Source organism: Pseudomonas tructae, from assembly GCF_004214895.1.
Classification (GTDB): domain Bacteria; phylum Pseudomonadota; class Gammaproteobacteria; order Pseudomonadales; family Pseudomonadaceae; genus Aquipseudomonas; species Aquipseudomonas tructae.
Genome location: NZ_CP035952.1, coordinates 295,813 through 314,610 on the forward strand (window position 1 = coordinate 295,813; position 18,798 = coordinate 314,610).

Genomic DNA, 18,798 nt, shown 5'->3' on the forward strand with positions numbered 1-18,798 from the left:
CCAACGCAGTTTTTTATCAATGCAACTAAGGAAGGTCGTAGTGAAGCAAGTCAGAATGGATGACAGCGCGCTCGGGCAGGGATGGTCCCTGGCCACACTGGGTCGGGCATTGGTGGGCTGGGCGGCGTTGATGGGCACGGCCCAGGCCGCGCCCTACGTAGAGAGTGGCCGGCTGGGCGACGCCAGCAGCTGGCGCAGCAGTGAATTCAAGGCCGATTGGGGGCTGGGGGCGATCCACGCCGACAGCGCCTATGCCGCAGGCTACAGCGGCAAGGGGGTCAAGCTTGGGATCTTCGACCAGCCGGTGTACGCCCCGCACCCCGAGTTCGCCGGCAAGGACAAGATCGTGACCCTGGTCACCAGCGGCATCCGCCAGTACACCGACCCCTACATCCCGGTGAAAGCCGGCGATGCTTTCCGCTATGACGGAAGCCCGTCGGTGGGCTCGGACGGCAAGCTCGGCTCCCATGGCACCCACGTCGGCGGGATCGCCGCCGGCAACCGTGACGGCGTGCAGATGCATGGCGTGGCCTTCGCTGCGCAGATCATCAGCGCCGATAATGGCGACCCCGGCCCCGAGGATGGCATCGTCCTGGGCAACGATGGCGCCGTGTACAAGGCCGGCTGGGACAGCCTGGTGACCAGCGGCGCGCGGATCATCAACAACAGCTGGGGCATCGGCATCACCGATCGCTTCGCCAAGGGCGGTCGCAACCCGGACTTCGCGCATTTCACCGTGGACGATGCCCGGGCACAGTTCGCACAGATCCAGCCGCTGCTGGGCACCTTGCCCGGTGGTGCCTATGACGGTGCCATCGCCGCCGCCCGCAGTGGGGTCCTGACGATCTTCGCCGCCGGCAACGACTACAACCTGAACAACCCCGATGCGATTGCCGGGCTGGGCTATTTCGTCCCGGAGATCGCCCCCAACTGGCTGACCGTGGCGGCGTTGCAGCAGAACCCCGACACCAGCAGCGCCAACCCGTACCTGATCAGCACCTTCTCTTCGCGCTGCGGCTATACCGCAAGCTTCTGCGTATCGGCACCCGGCACGCGGATCTACAGCGCGGTGATTGGCGGCACCAGCCTGGCGGACCTGACCCAGGGTTACGCCAACAAGAACGGTACGTCCATGGCCGCGCCGCATGCCGCCGGTGCGGCGGCGGTGCTGATGGAGCGCTTCCCCTACATGAGCGGCGCACAGATCGCCAGCGTGCTGCGCACCACCGCCACCGACGTCGGCGCACCCGGCATCGATGCCTTGTATGGCTGGGGTATGATCAACCTGGACAAGGGTATCCGGGGGCCGGGCATGCTGGTCACCGAACAGGACATTCCCGAGGAATTCCGCATCGCCGGTGGCTACGGCCCGAGCCAGTTCGTGGTCGATCTGCCGGGTCTCGGTAGCCTGGTGGATGCCGGCAAGCCGACCCAGCGGCGCTGCAACGACCTGAGCTGCATGCTGGACCTGTGGAGCAACGATATCTCTGGCCATGGCGGCCTGACCAAGCAGGGCATCGGCACCTTGGTGCTCAGCGGTAACAACAGCTACTCCGGCCCGACCCTGGTCAACCAGGGACGGCTGGCGGTCGATGGTTCGCTGCAATCGGCGGTGACGGTCAATGCCGGCGGCGTGCTGGGCGGCAACGGCCGGATCGGCGCGCTGGTGGCCAACGCCGGCGGCGTGGTGGCGCCAGGCAACTCCATCGGCACCTTGCACGTGAGTTCCGACGTGACCTTCCAGCCGGGCTCGACCTATGCCGTGGAGGTGGATACCACTGGCAGCGATCGCCTGGTCAGCGATGGCAAGGTTTCCCTGGGCGGTGCAAACCTGGCCCTGGATCTGCAGAACCCCGGGGTTTCACTGCAGTCCCAACAGGCAACGAGCCTGGTGGGGCGTCAGTTCGACATCCTGGATGCTGCAGGCGGCGTGCAGGGCGGCTTCGCCGATGTGCAGTCCAACTCACTGTTCCTCGGGGGTGGCTTGGCCTATACCGGCAGCGGGGTGCGGCTGGCGGTGCAGCGTAACGCCACCTCCTTCGCCAGTGTCGGCTTGACCACCAACCAGCGTTCGGTGGCCGCAGCCGCCGATCTGCTCGGCGCGGGCAACCCGGTCTACGAGAGCCTGCTGTGGTCGGCCGATGCTGGCAGCGCCCAGCAGGCTTTCGATCAACTGTCCGGGGAAATCCACCCGGCGGTGGGCAACCTGTTGATCAACGACAGCCGCCAATTGCGCGACGCCGTGGGTGAGCGCACCCGCCAGCAAGGTATCGCCGCCACTGCGGCCGTGGAAGGTCAGGGCAACGGCCTGTGGGTCAAGGCCCTGGGGGCCTGGGGCAAGGCTGAGGGTGACTCCGGCCGGGCACGCTATAGCAGCTCCATTGGTGGCATGTTGCTGGGGATCGACGGGCAGATGAGCGAGGACACCCGCGTCGGGGTCTTCACCGGCTACAGCGACAGTTCGCTGAGCATGGGCGATGGTCGTCACTCCTCGGCCAGTGTCGACAGCTACCACCTGGGTGCCTATGCCGGCAAGGAGCTGGAGCAGATGCGCCTGAGCCTGGGGGGCAGCCACAGCTGGCACCGGATCGAGACCAAGCGCGAGCTGCAATACAACGAGGTCAGCGATCGCCAGAAGAGCAAGCGCGATGCCCAAAGCACCCAGGTGTTCGGCGAGGCTGCATGGAAGGTCGCACTGCCGAGCATGGCACTGGAGCCATTCGCCAACCTGGCCTATGTGCATATCGCCAGTGACAGCTTCAAGGAACATGGCGGCGCTGCTGCGCTCAAGGGTGGGCAGGATAACCGCGATGCCTGGCTCTCGACCCTGGGCATGCGCGCCGGCAAGCAACTGCAATTGTCCAGCGGCCAGGCGGTGGAACTTTCCGCCACCCTCGGCTGGCAGCACAACCTGAGCTCCACCGGGGCCGACCAGCACCTGGCCTTCGCTGGCCAGGGCGACACCTACAACGTCCAGGCGCTGTCCCTGGATCGTGATGCGGCGGTTGTGGGTGCACGGGCGGGGATCGCCCTGGGTCGCCAGGCCCGGGTCAACCTGGACTACAACGGACTGTTGGGGAGTCGCGACAAGAGCCACGGGGTCGGTCTGACCCTGGATTGGGCGTTCTAAGGCCCCGGCAACGGATATGCAAAGTATTGCAGAAGCCCTGCGGACCTGACATGGGCCAAGGGGTATCGCAGGAGGCGGTAGGACAGACCTCACCGGCTCCTGCGACAGTTTTAATTCTCTAAAACCATCTGCTGATCGTACGGAATAAAAACTGTCTCACCCATCTCCGTAATTAATAGATGGTACAGGGGTGATGCTCAGGATTAAAAAATGTCCCACGCCTCGAAAAGCGGGGGATCAGAAAGTCACCCAGGAATAGAAACGGGCTGACCCGAACTGGCGCTACGGCAGTTGGCTACGTGCTCTTGAAGAGCAAAAAAAGCCGGGCAAGCCCGGCGTTTTCAATTGAGCAACCGATCAGGTCAAATCGTAGACTGGAGCAGACGGGCCGTACTTCTGGACGGCGGCAATGCCGTTGTCCCTGGCTTGATTGCTCGAATACTCCTCGCTCACACCGATCACTTGGTTGTTGGCTGCCCGGAGCACGAAGTAAGGCAGGTTGCGCTGCGAGACCTGGCGGACGTAGAACCGCTCGTACGGCGAGTGCTGCTTAGCGGACTCCACGCCATTTTGCGCGCCCGCTTTTGCGACGTACCCCTCGCTCTGCAGAATCACCTCGTTGTTAGGAGCCTTCAGGCGGAAGTAGTACTGGCGGTTGGTACCAAGGAAGATTTCGTAACGTTCGCTCATTTTTTCGCTCCTTCGCGAAAATTATCAGGGAGATGAGCTAACAAATCTGATTAAATTAATCTGTTTAACCAGATCTTAAAAAAAGAAGGGGTTAGCTCGGAGATGAGCATAACCCACAAAATCTGGTTATGTAAAGCTGTTTAATCAGATAAGCAGATTGCTGCGTACACGTACTCGATACCGCCCGATTCCGCAGCTTCCTCGCGACGCATGATGTACCCCTCTTCGACCAAGCGCTTCAGCTTTGTGCTCGCATTCTGGACGCTGATGTCGAGCTCAGTCGCGACCCAAGCCGTGGTAACCGAGCGCTTCTTGAGGACGAGCTCAAGCAGAGACAAATTCGAGGGGCTGGGCTGAGGGCCTAGAATCCAGTACTCATCACCCTCCCAGGCAATGACAGGCTGCTTTTTCGCTTCAGCAGCGTAATGACAGTTATCCCGGACGTCCGCATTTTTTAAATCAGTTACATAGAAAAATTTTTCATTTCTATAGTGCTTTATAACTGAAATGACTGCTTCACGGAGATAAGAAGAATCTGCAGATACATTACCAAAAGAAATAGCTACGACGCTAATTTTTTGGACAGTGTCCAAGTGAGAAATGAACTTCGAGAACGCAAGTTTCCCCAAGGTTGTCCCATATGGGTTAACTTCTTCGTCCGTGAAGTCAATCAATTTCAAGGTGATGGCATTCTGGTTCATTTTTGGAGTTTAATCAGAAGCTGTAGTCTTTGTCAAGTAAAAGCTAAACATAACGTGAGTGCCCGACAAACGAGACAAGTGCAATCTCGTGCTGCAGTCCTTCAATGCACCATCTTTATATCTGAGAGTTACCTCGAAATTATCTTGTCTGATCAGCATCTTAGCATCCAAGGTAGCAGCTTGCCGCCCGCTGGTCCTCAAGCCAGTTCCTCTGCCATCATCCTCCATTTGGCTCAGGCCGCCCTCGGTGAACGCCTTGATAATCAGCTTGGGTGCTGCGTCAGGGTTGGCAGCATCGAACTCATCTGCCAAGTGGGGGTATTTGCGGGCAAGGATGGGTTGCAACGTGCCACAGATGCCTAAGCCGTTATCCGAAACCACCATCATAATGTGGGGCTTGGTTCCACCGTAGCATTGAAGGCCCGCAAAGCCTGGGTTCGGCGTCTGTGAGTGCTCTTGGACATTGGAAACGAGCTCACTGATCGCATACTGAACCGCATCTACATTCAGCGCTTGATCAGACGCATTTTGTTCAAGGCTAGCTTTAATCTTTGACGCGACGTTGCTATCGAAAGGACCACCAATCTCATGAAACTCAACAAGTTTACTGCTGCCTCCAGCAATCACTTTTTTCTCTGGCCTTGGCGGGGTTACTAGAACTTCGGCGTGCAGGCGATCGAAGAACTGCGCGCGCGCCAAATAGGAGTGCATATCCGGAGAACCAAATTTAATTTCAACGGAGTTTCCAGCATGAACTTCCTGATTGGCTATAGCCAAGACCTTGGCAGCACCATCTAGAAGAATACTGTTTTCCTCTCCTATTTCGATCAGAATTTTTTTACAGTCCGGATTGTAATCTCGTCGAAATCGAGTCAATGCAGATTCGACATGATTACCATTAATCCAAATTGCAGTCGGAGAAATTCTCAATCGAACATCGCAAGCACGATACCAACGATATTCGCTATCCTGAACAAACACATCAGACGCATGCAGAGCTGAGTTTAACCCAGCTTTGTTCAAGCCCAACTCTTTAGCAATTTCTTTGGCTTTAAACCCAGGACTCTGCTTGAGTACCTTTTCGATTCCTTTCTGCATGCTTCAAGTGATCCACACTTTTAGAAGTTTATGCTGTGAGTGGGCTGAGCCTTCTCAAGGAGCGTATTGTACCATCAAGATGATGCCACAAGGAAAGCAAGCAGTATTAAAGCGCTACTCATCTGTAACTGCCCGTCAAACTGCACATTTCAATCTATGTGGAAAACAAATAAGCCAAATTATTGGCGCCTAGAGTATGACACCCCAACGTGACATCATAAATCTAGGTTCTGTATGAAAACCTTTGAAATATCGCGGCCTGATTTTTCGTAGAGTTCTTGCCTTTTAGGCGAAGGACTTTGCTATGTCCAAGCGATACGAGTTTTCCGACGCGGAATGGGAAATAGTCGCAGACCTCTTCACCACACATCGACGTACCGGACGCCCAAGAGTCGACGACCGTTTGATGCTCAACGGCGTGTTGTGGGTGCTGTGCTCCGGTGCAACATGGCGGGACATGCCTGATCGATTCGGGTCATGGTCGACGGTTTATCAACGATTTCGAGACTGGCGAAATCAAGGCACCAATGCCCAAGGCCTGATCGACCTGAACACCTGGTGCATCGACTCAACAGCTGTGAGGGCCACACGTGCGTCTTCTGGAGCAGGCAAAAAAGGGGGCTGAAGAATCGACGGACCACGCACTTGGACGAAGTCGGGGTGGGCTGACGACGAAAATTCACATGGTCAGTGACGCCCGAGGCATACCGCTTCACTTCACGCTTTCAGGCGGCCAAGCAAGCGATATTTCAAATGCCCAGTCGCTGCTGGATGGTGTCCACATACCTTCTGGTCGAGGCCGGCCACGCAAGCGCTGTCGCTGGCTCCTGGCGGACAAGGGTTATGACGCAGAGTCCTTGCGGCAGTATTGCGACCGCTACCGGATGCAACCGGTGATTCCGCTGAGAGACATGAAACGCAAACCCAAACCGGGCTTGCCGAGGTTGATTGACAAACCCAAGTATCGACAGCGGAACGCCATCGAACGGCTATTTGGATGACTAAAGGAGCACCGCCGATTGGGAACTCGTTACTGCAAGCTGGCGAAAAGCTTTGCTGCGATGGTCACACTCGCTTGCTGGCGGCGGTGCTTACGACATTACTTTTCGTACAGTGCCTAAGTCGATGGATCAGCACGGAGCGAACACTCAATCGCAGCAAACCTGGCTCAAGTCTCCCCAGCACGAAACACCACGCGAGCCATATTATCGGATTGCCCAGGGCCAGTGCGCCTGGACCACGCGATATCGTTACGCTCAACGGGTCATACGGGCTTCTTTTGTCCTGAGCGAATTCTGACACACCTGCGACGACCAAAAGCGCCAATAAGTCTTTCGCAGCCCCTTGCCGCCAGTAGAACTATTCCTGCGGTAAACCGCGGACCACAAAAAACCCGCCAAAGCGGATTTCGGTGTGGCCCCAATTGAACATAGGGCCCGTTGTGCGCAGTCGCCTTAGCCCACACGCGCGGTATCCGGCTGAATTCCTTGGCCGTCATTTCGCCCAGGTACGATAGGCTGTGCAGGATGGCATTGGGCTCAGCCCCGGCAATCTTCCTGGCAGCCACTATCATCGGGTAGGGAAACTTTGGCTCCTTCAGTCTTGAGGTTGTTGCGGTGGTAGTTGCGGCTCATGGGTGGGGGTCCTTTCTTTTGGGAAGTTACCGGGAACGGCGCTCGCTGGGCTGCACTTTAGTAGTCGCCACCCGGCGACCAGTCCGGCGCGGCCTTCTTGCGCCGACGCCAGGCCATGAACGCCACAAACGCCAAGGTCAACCAGCCGGCAGCTTTGAGAAACATCAGGTCATCCATCATTGCGTTTTGCTCTGATTCCCCGGCTCTTTGGTGGCCGGTTACCTAGCGGCGCATTGCATGGCAGAACTCAGAGGACGGTATGAACCAATATCAAGGCGCAGTTTTTTTCGTGGATATGTTGGGCGTCGGCGCACTCACGCAGAATCAGGTCGCCTTGACTGAAAATGATTTCAGCGCTTGGGGAATGAATCACTCTCCCCCTCCGTCTGCAAATCTTTTCTGTGGGCAGCTTCTGTCTTCGTTCAGGTCCTGCCTGGCCGCGATCAGCAGTTCCCATAAGGAGGTCAAAATCGCTCAGCTATCGGACTGCGCCTACATTTGGTCAGAGAATGTGGATGCAGTACTGGAGGCAGCCCGCGAATTTATGTGGAAATCAGTCAGCAGCGGATTGTTATCCAGAGGTGGGATCTCATACGGAGAGATTGTGGAGCCCACCAAGATCAATCGCACAATTGGTCAGTTCATTTTGGGAGGAGCAGTCACCCGGGCCGTAGGTCTTGAAAAAGCGGGCAAAGGATGCAGAGTTTTCGTTGATGATCTGATTCATCCGCAGTCGAGTGAGGCGGACCCTCTGTCCTCCAATCAACGTGCCTTCCGCGCACTCAAGAACCCGCTTGATGGGACAGTCGTGAAGGAGTTTTGCTGGTATGCAACAGGAGGCAGTAAGGCAGACTGGTCGAATGATCAGCACGTTGCTGCTGCGAATCTCATTAAGCTTATGACTGGGCTTCAATTTTCTCCGCGCTTCAACTGGAACGAGGCTAACCACCATGGCCGCATTCAGCTGGCTTGCAGCATTGACTCTATTTCTGCAGTAACTCCTGAGTTCATCGGCAATGGAAATTACATTATAAGCAGTGAAAATTATCTTCAGCAATTAACCACCGACCGAAATCGCGGCGCATCAGAGTATCAACTTGTCCTGAACACACGGCTGGCAGATATTGATAGATTTTTTTCAAATGGAAAACAGAAAGACCCGATGCAACGATGGCTTGAGAGGAAAGAGGCACTGCTCTCTCAAGGCCCTACCGATTGAGAGCCGATGGGTCGAAATGCATCCCGGGGCGACTCCCTTAGTACAATGGGGTTGGGGTTGGCGCTGACGTCGAATTGACCCAGTGGCCGATGGCACGCTGATCCAACACTGATCGGTGAAAATCCAGCACTGGTAATGGTTCATAAGGTGGGAGCTTGGGTCAGCAACGTTTCAGCGAGGCAGATAGCTGCAATTGAGCCCACCGCCTGGACCCGCGCAGATATGGTCGGACCACCAAAGGATGAATTTCATTTCGCAGCCACAAAGTCGGCAAAACGGATTGCACAGGTCAATTAAGGCCGCCCCCGAACAGGAGGGCGGCCCGTGCCTCATAGTATTTTCTGGTCGATTCCGGCTTGCTGCAACTGGCTGTCACTGTGGCCGCCCAAACGCAGCGGGCCAACGTTGAACAACTGGTCCTTTTGGGTGGCTTCGTCCTGGTTGCGGGTCAGTTCCTTGATGCTGCCCGTAATCTGGGTGAGCCGCGACGTGGACAGGTTGAGCCCGACATTCGCGCGATAGTCCGAACCGGCCAGAGCCGTGCTCGTTACCTTGGAACCGCCCAATTCGACGCGACCCTCGCTGGAACCGATGCGGGCACCGGTGAGCTGGGTTTCGCCGCCGACCTGCAGATTGATTCCCTGCTGAGCGTTGATCCCTGAGGCCTGTTCCACGCGGTTCTTGCTCTCGTGGCTGACGTTCAGGTTCAAGCTGGGGGTATAGGAGGTGGTGCCGCTCTTGTCGCCGAACAGCACCTCTTCAGCGGTGTTGGCCACCTTGCTGCCGGTGGTGGTGTTCTCGCTGACCGAGCCGAGTTTGTCGACGCCCGTGTCGACTGCGTTTTCCAGCTTCTCGCGATTTGACTGGAAAGCGTCCTCTGCCTTGGCTTGCAAGGTGTCCTCAAGAGGACCTGTCGCGCCGGTTATCTTGTTCACCAGCCCAGGCTGATTTTTCTCCACCTCCAGTTTGGCGTCGAAATTGACCTGGGTGCTGTTCAGATTGTCTTGACGGCTCAGGACATTCAGATTGCCATTGATGTCTGCGTTGACCTGTTGTGCATCGATGCGTGCACCCGCCAGATGGACGTCGCCGGCGCTATTAAGGGTGAGCTCATTGGCCTTGATTACGCTGTTATGCTGAGTGACGCCTTGAGTGAAGTCGGCATCGACTTTGGCAGAGGCGTTGGTTCCAAGGTCGACCTTCGGCGAGTCATGTGCGAGTGCATCGGCCATGGTGGTTTTGCCGAGTTTGATACCGCCACCTAGGTCTACGCCCCAGTTGGAGTGTGACTGTGTGGACTGCGCTGACTCTTGGTAGATGCCTCCTTGAGTGGCTGTCAGCGTTACCTCAGGCGCCTCAATCTGCGTGCCTTGAAGGTGAATCGCATTGTCGCCTTTCGCGTTGCTCTTCAGCAGAACTTGACCGTTGCTGTACAGCTTTGAGCCGTGTTGGGTCTGGTCATTTTCTGCGCCCTGGCCAATGTTGAAATTGGCGCTGAAGTTGACGTTTTTGCTACTGCTCTCTTCGCCGCTGGTTTTACCGCCACCAGCCGTGAAGCCACCACCCAGGTTGCTGGCATTGCTACTGTGAGTATCGACAGCGGCCTGCAGGTCAAGCTTGCCACCGGCATTCAGACTGATATCGCCGGTGGGGTGTTCGGCATTGCCGATCTGGGTACCTTGTAATGTCAGATTACTGATACTGGTGAGCTCGACCGGTCCTTGGCCCTGGATGCTAGCGATCCGCGCCTGAGTGTCCTGTTGATTGTTGGCCTTGTGGTCCAATTGCAGGCTGGCGCCCAGATTGAAGTCCTTTTCGTTGGCGCCCGGCTTGAGGCCCAAACTCAATGAGGCGTTCCCAGTCAAGCTGGACTCACTGCTACTCTTACGGTCGTTGGCTTGCTCCAGTGCCAGTTCACCGCCGGTCTTGATGCTTACGCCACCCAGTTTCCCGTCGAACTGGCTGCCTTCGAAGCGCCCGTCGCCTTTGAGATCAATGTTGACCCCCTGGCTGCCGGCATAGCTGCCCACTTGGGCTGTTTCGGTGCTGCTGGTTACGTTACTACTGCCGCCAGCACCGCTGCCGCGGATACTCACGTCGTTGAGGGTGTTGGTATAAACCCGCACACCGACGGTGGCGTCCACGCTCTGCTCGCTGCTGTGCTGGGTATTGCTGGTCGCGCTGGCTTGCAGGCTACGCGCACTGATCTTCAGAGCACCATCTGTTGCTTGGTACTGGGTGCCTTGATCGCTCATCTGGCCAGTTGCATTAACGTCTACCTGGCTGCCGCTGAGTTGGCTGACTACTGCTGTGTTGCTACTTTCGTTGAGTTGACGGTTCTGGTGACCGATGTCGATATCGAGACCCGCGTTGGGTTGCTCCAGACCATCGAATGAGCTGAGTTCATCGAAATTGCCCTGGGCTATGTCTTGAATGGCTTTCGCTACAGGCTTGGCGAGCCCTGTATATTCAACGTTGGCGCCGACATCCACACTCCAGTTGTTCTTCTTGTGGTCGCTGGTTTCGCTGTTGCGGGCGGCTTTGTTGTCGATTTCGGTGGCGTTGACCAGCAGTGTGCCTTGGGCCTTAACTTTTGCACCTTCAGTGCTAAGGCGGTTGTCGGCGTTGATGGTCAGGTTGCCCTTTGCCTCAATATTGCTGGTTTGTGCAGTGCTTTTGCTGCTGTCGTCCTGAGTCTTGTTGTGGGCAACTTCGATACCGTTGCCAGCACGCTCGATGCCGCCTGTGTAATAGAAACCGCCGCCAGTGGTAGCGGTGTCGCTGTGTTTCTCTTGTTTGTCGTCCGAAGCCAGCAGTTGGACATTTTTCCCGCTCAGGTTAGCTGCGCCGGCCGTAGCCATTAGGGCGCTGCTTTCAATACGCAGATCCTCGTCTGCCTTGACCGTCAGGGTGCCGCCGGTGAGGCTGGAGGCCTGTTGCTGAGTACGGGTGGTGCTCTGGTTTTGCTGCTTATCCTGGTAGTGAACGCCGGCTCGGTACTGGTCGGTATCCGCTGCGTTTTCCTTGGCGTAGGTCTCTAAGCCGCGGACTTGTGTGCTGGTGCTGTTGTGCTGGGTGTTTTCGCCAGCCACGACCTTGACAGTGCCCTTGGCGCTTGCCTTTAGATCGCCCTGCGCGGTGACCTGGGAGCCGCTAACGTTCAGGTCCTCTGCACTCTTCAGTGTGAGGTTGCTATCCGAGCGCAGTTGGCTGCTGACGGTAGTCGTGTCCTTGTGCTGCTGATGGCTTTCGTCTTTGGCGATGCCGAAGAACTTACTGTCATTGCTGTTGCTGTTGCTGTGGGAGGTGTCCTGCAAGCCATCGATGGTCAGTGAGCCCTGTTCGCTGATGACGCTGGCCTCGGTACCGCCCCGTGCCTGGCTGCCGCTGATGCGCACGCTGGCGGCGCGCACGATCAGCTTGCCGTCGGCATTGACCTTGCTGCCCTGGTTCTGGGTTTTGCCCTGGTCGCCGTCGGCGTTCTTGCCGAAAAAGCCACCGCCCACCAGGTCGCCGGAGTAGCGCTGGTTGTTCTGGCTCAGCTGGCGGCTGGCGCTGTTGATGTCCACATCCTGGGCGACAAGTGTGATGTCACCCTGGCTATGCAGTTCAGCGCCCTGCAGTTGCAGTTTCTGCTTGCTGGTCAGATCCAACTGCTTGTCGCCCTCGAGCTGGCTGACGACAGTGCGTTGCTCACTGCTGGCGCTGTCCCAGTTTTCTTTCCACAGGTGCTTGCGATGCTTGCCTTGGTCGCTCTGGGTGCGGGTTTCGGTGGCCGCGGTCAGGCTCAAGTCGCCCTTGCTGTCGGCGCTCAGGCGGTTATGTGCTTTGACGTTGCTGCCCTGGATTTCAATCTCGGCGCCGGAGTTCAGTACGGCGTCGTTTTGGGCTACTACGTTGGTGCCGTGTTGGCGGCTGTCGCTGTCGGACTCGGTACGGTCGTAGGTTTCCCAGGTGATGCCGATGGTGCTGTTGTCCCACTGCTGGCGTTTTTCCTGGAGCTTGCGGCTTTCGATAGCGCTCAGGGTCAGGTTGCGCCCGGCATCAAGCTTGACGTTGTGGCCGCTGACGTCGGTGGCGGCCAGGGTCAGGTCCTTGGCGCCGTGGAGTTCGATATCGCCCTGGCTGCGGACTCCGGCGCGCGTGGCGTCGAGGCTGTTGGCCACGGCCTCGCCGCGGATGTCCAGATCACCGGCGGAGCTCAGCTTGACTCCGTCGCGGCCGTCCACCTGGACGGCGCCGACGCGCACCCCGGCGCCTTCAGCGGTGCTGACGATATTGATCCGCCCAGCCTGCATGGCGCCGAACAGACTGGCGTCAATGCGTTGCTCCTGGGTGAGGCGGCTCGGATCAACACTCAGGACCTTGCCAGTGGGGTAGTCCAGCTGGTTACGGCCGACGCTCACATTCAACTGGTCGAGAGCCGTGAGCTCGCCCTTGCTGTCGATGCGTGGTGCGATCAGGTTGACCGAGCCTTCGGCATTGCGCAGACCGCCTCCGTGGATATCCAACTGGCCCCGGGCGTCCTGAGTGTTGAGACCCTGCAGTTTGCCGTCCTGGAGTTCCGGGCGACCGACCACCAGGCTGGCGTTGGGGGTGTTGATGAAGCTGCCGCCATTGACCGAGATGCCGTTGGGGTTGGCCAGCACGGAATCGGCGGCGCGGCCGAAGATTTCCTGGGCGCCATTGAGTTGTGAGGCGTTGCGGCTGATTACTTCGTTGAGAATCACGCTGGCTGCCTGGCCCTGGAATTGCTGGTTGGCCGCCAGTTGGCCGGCCAATTGCGACTGCCCGGCCTGCAGGGCGTTGTTCAAGACCACGCCTTGGTGCCCGACGTTGTAGTCGAGGAACTGGTTGTGGGACAGGCCACCGGTATTAGGCGCGACAATGTTGACGATGGGTACGCCGCCCTGGTTTTGCAGGATCGGGATGCCACCGGGGCCTTCGACCACGGTGATGCCGTCGGCCACGGCCAGAGGCAGATGGGACGCTAGCAGCAGGCTGGCGATGGTCCAGCGTAATGTGCCCTGGGGTGAAAGGTTGAATCTATAAGTGTTGTCAGACATGTGAATCTCGTTCTGAGTGGTTAAGCCTGGCATTGCTCTATCGGGTGCAGAACTTAATGGCGCTCAGGTTCGTCCTTGGTTTCAGGCTAATCAGTGGTGGTTTAAATTTGCAAGCTGAACCTGGCCAGCCAGACTTCCGGCTCCGTGCGAAAGCCCTGCGGGGTGGTGAGGCTGCGTTGGTAATCCAGGTCGACCTGGAGTTTTTTCCACGCCAGGTTGAGGCCCAGGCTGGCACCGTCGAGATAGCGGCTCTGGGCGCCGTGCTCGGCCTTGATCCAACCGTTGTCCAGGCCCAGGCGTGGGGTGATCTTGACCGGCAGGTCGCTGTTCAGGGGCAGGCGCAGGGTGTTGCGCCAGACCCCGCCGATGGCGCCGGAGGCACTGTTTACGCGGTAGCCGCGGACCGCCGAATCGTCGGTGCCCAACAGCTGCTCGATAGCCGGCAACGGGTCCGGGCTGTATTGCAGGGACAACTGGCTCTGCCACTGCCAGCGCTGTGCGCCCCACTGGCCATTGCGCCACTGGCTCAGACCCGCGCGGTACTTGCGAAATTGCGCCTGGGGCAGGTTGCGCTGCACCTGCTGCGAATCACGGTCGGCACCGAACCAGGTCAGGCCCTGGGCGTAATTGACATCCAGGTTCCATACCGCGCTGTTGAGCCAGAACAGGTTGAGCCCGGCCTCGGCCACGGTCAGGGTCGGGCTCTGGATCTGCAGGTGGGCTTTTTGCAGGTAGCTGTCGACGTCCTTGTAGGCCAGTTGCAGGTTGGCGCTGAGCTGGTGGCTCTGGTCGCGCCACAGCACCCGGTCGGCGCGGCCGCTGACCATGTCGGTGCGGCCACTGTTGTACAGGGTGGTGCGGGCCAGCTTGAGCGGGGCGCGGTATTCGGCGTGGCTGGCGAACAGGCTGTAGGTCCAGTAACCGTAGGGCACCGAGTAGAACAGGCTACTGCTGCGGCTGTAGCGCGGGCCGTGGTTGAGGGTATCGCTGTAGTTCAGGTTCAGCGCGTCGTTGATGTGCAACGGGCTGTCCAGATTGAGGTTGATCGACTGCCGGTCGCGGCCGGTGCCGGCGCTGCCGAGGTTATCCACTCCCAGCCCGAGGCCCCAGCGCCCGCCGCTGCTGCGCGAACGCAGGATGATCCGCGAGGCACCGGGCTGGCTGCCTGGGGCGATGTCGGCGGTCATGTCCAGGGAGCGCAGGCGGTTCAGTTGATCCAGGCCCTGCTCCAGGTCTCGCAGGTTCAGGGGCTTGCCGAGCATGCCCGGGAAAGCCCCGCCCAAGGAGACTGGCAGGCTCTGGTCGGCCAGTTCGATGGCTTCGACGTAGCCTTCTTCCACCAGGATATCCAGGCTGTGGCCGGCAGCCGGGGTGCTGGCCAGGTAGGGGCGGCTGGCGATGTAGCCGGCCTCGACATAGAGACGGGTGATGGCTGCCAGCAGTTGGTTGATCTGATTGACCCCCATGCACGGTGCCACGTACGGCTTGATGTAGTCATTGAGCCGGGTCTTGGCGAACAGACTGACGCCACCGATGCGGGTGCCGCTCAGGGGCCAGCAGCGGCTGTCGCTGGCGGTCTGTTCCGGCAGGATGGGCGTGGCCGGGGTGCTGCTGAAGCTGCCACGCTGAATCTGCCGCTGGCGCTGCTCCAGTTGCAACTGCTGCACGTCTCGTTGTTGCTGTTGTTGCAAACGTAGGGTCTCTTGGCCGGAAAGGAAGCCGTCGGCATGCGCTGGCGCAATTTGCAACAGGCCCAGTAATGACCCGAGGCATAAAGTACGGACGCCGGAGGAAAAGGGGTGTTCAGTGCGTAATGAATGGTGCACTTGGCATCCTTATGGTTAAGAGAACTCACTGTGTACAGATGATCTACGAAAGGCGGGATCGACTAGTGATTACGGCGTTAGTGCCGTTCTATGAGTGTTGAGAGTCACCGGTATAGTATCGAGTCATTGGGCTTAAATTTACGGAATGCAAACTTCTGACTTAGTGCAGTAGCAACCCATATCATTTGGGGGTGGCAAACTCACTGGACGCGTCGAGGAGTAAACGTTAAAGCGAAGGTTAAAATTAGTTAACCAATGAGTTTTGATAGAGCAAAAACTTGAGGGGAAATTTTGATTCTTACGTAGAGCCTAGATGTGTTGTAACCACTACGAATGCAATAACCCCAAGGAGTGTAACACAGCGACCTCCCTAGGTCGTTTCGGTCAATGCCATCATTGTGTGGCTGTGAATGAGCCGATTGAAGCCGTAGCAGCCTGGCCAATCCATGGCTTCTGCGATTCTTTTCACCTCACTAGTTTTCAGTACGTGACGAGTCGCAAGCAGCTCAAAGATTGGCGGAACGTTAATGTGCTAGTTGAGATGAAGGTTACGCCGCACGTAAGACGCGAGCGATTCATCAGGCCGTATTGGCAATGGCATTGAGGAGCGCCGAAGCAGGTTGCGTTAGAGGCAACAGGAGGAAGGAAGACCGTCTCGAGGTAAGGAGCTAGGCGCGGCTCCCTCCCTCTGCGACAGTCTTTAATCTTTAGCGGCAGTTTTTAATCTTCAAGATCAACTGCGCTTTACCGAAACAACCGTTACTCGACAGTCACCGATTTCGCCAGGTTACGCGGCTGGTCGACGTCGGTGCCCTTGAGCACGGCGACGTAGTACGACAGCAACTGCAGTGGAATGGTGTAGAGGATCGGTGCCAGGGCATCGATGATGTGCGGCACGGCGATCACGTGGGTGCCTTCGCCATTGCTCATGCCGGCTTGCTCGTCAGCAAAGACGATCAACTCGCCGCCGCGGGCGCGCACTTCCTGCAGGTTGGACTTGAGCTTCTCCAGCAGTTCGTTGTTCGGCGCCACGGTGACCACTGGCATGTCGCTGTCGACCAGGGCCAGCGGGCCGTGCTTGAGCTCACCGGCTGGGTAGGCTTCAGCGTGGATGTAGGAGATCTCTTTGAGCTTCAGAGCACCTTCCATCGCGACCGGGAACTGCGCGCCACGCCCCAGGAACAGGGTGTGGTGCTTGTCGGCGAACAGCTCGGCAGTTTTCTCGACGATGGCGTCCATGGCCAGGGCTTCGCCCAGGCGGGTTGGCAGGCGACGTAGTTCTTCGACCAGCTCGGCCTCGACTCCAGCGGCCAAGGTGCCACGCACCTGACCCAGGGACAGGGTCAGCAGCATCAGCGATACCAGCTGGGTGGTGAAGGCCTTGGTCGAGGCGACGCCGATTTCCGGGCCGGCCTGGGTCAGCAGGGTCAGGTCAGACTCGCGCACCAGCGAGCTGATGCCGACGTTGCAGATCGCCAGGCTACCGAGGAAGCCCAGTTCCTTGGCGTTGCGCAGGGCGGCCAGGGTGTCGGCGGTTTCACCGGACTGGGAGATCGAGACGAACAGGGTGTCGGGCTGCACCACCACCTTGCGGTAGCGGAACTCGCTGGCGACTTCGACCTGGCAAGGAATACCGGCCAGGCTTTCCAGCCAGTAACGGGCAACCATACCGGCGTGGTAGCTGGTGCCGCAGGCAACGATCTGCACGTTACGTACCTTGGCAAACAGCTCGGCAGCTTGCGGACCGAAGGCCTGGACCATGACGTGGTCCTTGCCCAGACGGCCTTCCAGGGTACGTTGCACCACGGTTGGCTGCTCGTGGATTTCCTTGAGCATGAAGTGGCGGTAAGCGCCTTTGTCAGCAGCCTCGGCACCTTCGTGGTACTGCACGGTTTCACGCTGGACCGCAGCACCGGATACATCCCAGATAGTGACCTGGTCGCGGCGGATTTCGGCGATGTCGCCCTCTTCCAGGTACATGAAACGGTCGGTGACCTGGCGCAGCGCCAACTGGTCGGAGGCCAGGAAGTTCTCGCCGTGGCCCAGGCCGATCACCAGCGGGCTGCCACTGCGGGCGGCCAGCAAGCGGTCAGGCTGCTTGGCGCTGATCACGGCCAAACCATAGGCACCATGCAGTTGCTTGACCGTGGCCTTGAGCGCATCAGCCAGGTCAGGCACGGACTTGAGGGTGTGAGCCAGCAAGTGAACGATGACCTCGGTATCGGTCTCGGAGCTGAAGACGTAACCCAGGCCCTTGAGCTTTTCACGTAGTTCTTCGTGGTTCTCGATGATGCCGTTGTGCACCACCGCCAGTTCGTGACCGGAGAAATGCGGGTGGGCGTTATGTTCGGTTGGCGCACCATGGGTGGCCCAACGGGTGTGGGCGATACCCAGGTTGCCTGCCAGCGGTTCAGCGCCAACCGCAGCTTCCAGTTCGCTGACCTTGCCGATGCGGCGGCGGCGTTCAAGATTGCCCTGTTGGGTGAAGACGGCCAAACCTGCGCTGTCATAGCCGCGGTACTCGAGGCGCTTGAGGCCCTCGATCAGAATGGTTGTGATGTTACGTTCGGCGACGGCACCAACGATTCCACACATTAGTTATGCTCCTGGGTGATAGCGGCGCAAATCACGTTGATGCCGCGGGCTTCAATTTGTTCGCGTGCCTCAGCGGGCAGGCGTTCATCAGTAATAAGGGTGTTGACGCTGCCCCAAGGCAGTTCAAGGTTGGGGATCTTGCGCCCGACCTTGTCGGACTCGACCATGACGATCACTTCGCGGGCGACTTCAGCCATCACCCGGCTCAGGCCCAGCAGTTCGTTGAACGTGGTAGTACCGCGCGCCAGGTCGATGCCATCGGCGCCAATGAACAGTTGGTCGAAGTCGTATGAGCGTAGTACCTGCTCGGCCACCTGGCCCTGGAACGACTCCGAATGCGGGTCCCAGGTGCCACCGGTCATCAACAGCACCGGTTCGTGCTCCAGCTCGCTGAGGGCGCGGGCCACATTCAAGGAGTTGGTCATGACTACCAAGCCCGGTTGGTGGCCAAGCTGCGGGATCATCGCGGCAGTAGTGCTGCCACTGTCGATGATGATCCGTGCGTGTTCGCGGATGCGACCTACGGCGGCTTTGGCGATTGCCTGCTTGTACAGGGAAACCGGCTGACCCTGGTCGGTAAAGAGTTCCTGCGGCAGGGTCACCGCACCACCATAGCGGCGCAACAGCAGGCCATTGGTTTCGAGGGCAGCCAGGTCTTTGCGAATGGTGACTTCCGACGTTTCGAAACGCTTGGCCAGGGCATCGACGCTCACCTCACCCTGCTCATTGAGCAAAGCCAGGATGTTATGGCGTCGTTGGGGAGTGTTACGTTTCGACATGACGTTGTTAAGTTTCGTTTCGAAAGATAATGACGCCAATCAAAACCTATAGCGGTCTAT

General features: G+C 58.4%; 10 protein-coding genes and 1 pseudogene. 3 read left to right on the forward strand and 8 right to left on the reverse strand.

Features of this window, described 5'->3' with window-relative positions; genetic code table 11:
- Positions 1–130 precede the first annotated feature (130 nt).
- Positions 131–3,130, forward strand: coding sequence for an autotransporter domain-containing protein (locus EXN22_RS01435; protein ID WP_407691952.1), 3,000 nt, complete (start codon positions 131–133; stop codon positions 3,128–3,130).
- Between the two features lie 357 nt (positions 3,131–3,487).
- On the opposite strand, the gene EXN22_RS01440 is transcribed toward EXN22_RS01435, so the two are convergent.
- The 3 genes from EXN22_RS01440 to EXN22_RS01450 form a co-directional block, all read right to left on the reverse strand.
- A complete protein-coding gene (locus tag EXN22_RS01440; protein WP_130262122.1) occupies positions 3,488–3,820 on the reverse strand; it encodes a YegP family protein in 333 nt (110 codons plus the stop codon).
- 140 nt (positions 3,821–3,960) lie between these two features.
- Complete coding sequence (locus EXN22_RS01445; protein WP_130262123.1) at positions 3,961–4,521, reverse strand: MarR family transcriptional regulator; 561 nt, start codon at positions 4,519–4,521, stop codon at positions 3,961–3,963.
- 9 nt (positions 4,522–4,530) lie between these two features.
- A complete protein-coding gene (locus tag EXN22_RS01450; RefSeq protein WP_130262124.1) occupies positions 4,531–5,619 on the reverse strand; it encodes a hypothetical protein in 1,089 nt (362 codons plus the stop codon).
- Positions 5,620–5,923: 304 nt separating this feature from the next.
- Between EXN22_RS01450 and EXN22_RS01455 the strand changes: the two are divergent.
- Positions 5,924–6,740: pseudogene (locus EXN22_RS01455) on the forward strand (IS5 family transposase).
- A gap of 570 nt (positions 6,741–7,310) precedes the next feature.
- Here the strand turns inward: EXN22_RS01455 and EXN22_RS01460 are convergent.
- Positions 7,311–7,418: a GlyGly-CTERM sorting domain-containing protein gene (locus EXN22_RS01460; protein ID WP_165392176.1), complete on the reverse strand. Its 108-nt coding sequence runs from the start codon at positions 7,416–7,418 to the stop codon at positions 7,311–7,313.
- A 94-nt stretch (positions 7,419–7,512) separates the two neighbouring features.
- On the opposite strand from EXN22_RS01460, the gene EXN22_RS01465 reads away from it, so the two are divergent.
- A complete protein-coding gene (locus tag EXN22_RS01465) occupies positions 7,513–8,472 on the forward strand; it encodes a hypothetical protein (RefSeq protein ID WP_130262126.1) in 960 nt (319 codons plus the stop codon).
- A 329-nt stretch (positions 8,473–8,801) separates the two neighbouring features.
- Here the strand turns inward: EXN22_RS01465 and EXN22_RS01470 are convergent, their stop codons facing one another.
- The 4 genes from EXN22_RS01470 to EXN22_RS01485 form a co-directional block, all read right to left on the reverse strand.
- Complete coding sequence (locus tag EXN22_RS01470; protein ID WP_130262127.1) at positions 8,802–13,538, reverse strand: hemagglutinin repeat-containing protein; 4,737 nt, start codon at positions 13,536–13,538, stop codon at positions 8,802–8,804.
- Between the two features lie 101 nt (positions 13,539–13,639).
- Positions 13,640–15,364: a ShlB/FhaC/HecB family hemolysin secretion/activation protein gene (locus tag EXN22_RS01475; protein ID WP_130262128.1), complete on the reverse strand. Its 1,725-nt coding sequence runs from the start codon at positions 15,362–15,364 to the stop codon at positions 13,640–13,642.
- 759 nt (positions 15,365–16,123) lie between these two features.
- Complete coding sequence (gene glmS, locus EXN22_RS01480; protein ID WP_130262129.1) at positions 16,124–17,959, reverse strand: glutamine--fructose-6-phosphate transaminase (isomerizing); 1,836 nt, start codon at positions 17,957–17,959, stop codon at positions 16,124–16,126.
- A complete protein-coding gene (locus tag EXN22_RS01485) occupies positions 17,959–18,738 on the reverse strand; it encodes a DeoR/GlpR family DNA-binding transcription regulator (RefSeq protein ID WP_130262130.1) in 780 nt (259 codons plus the stop codon). Before EXN22_RS01485 ends, glmS begins: the two co-directional genes overlap by 1 nt.
- Positions 18,739–18,798 lie beyond the last annotated feature (60 nt).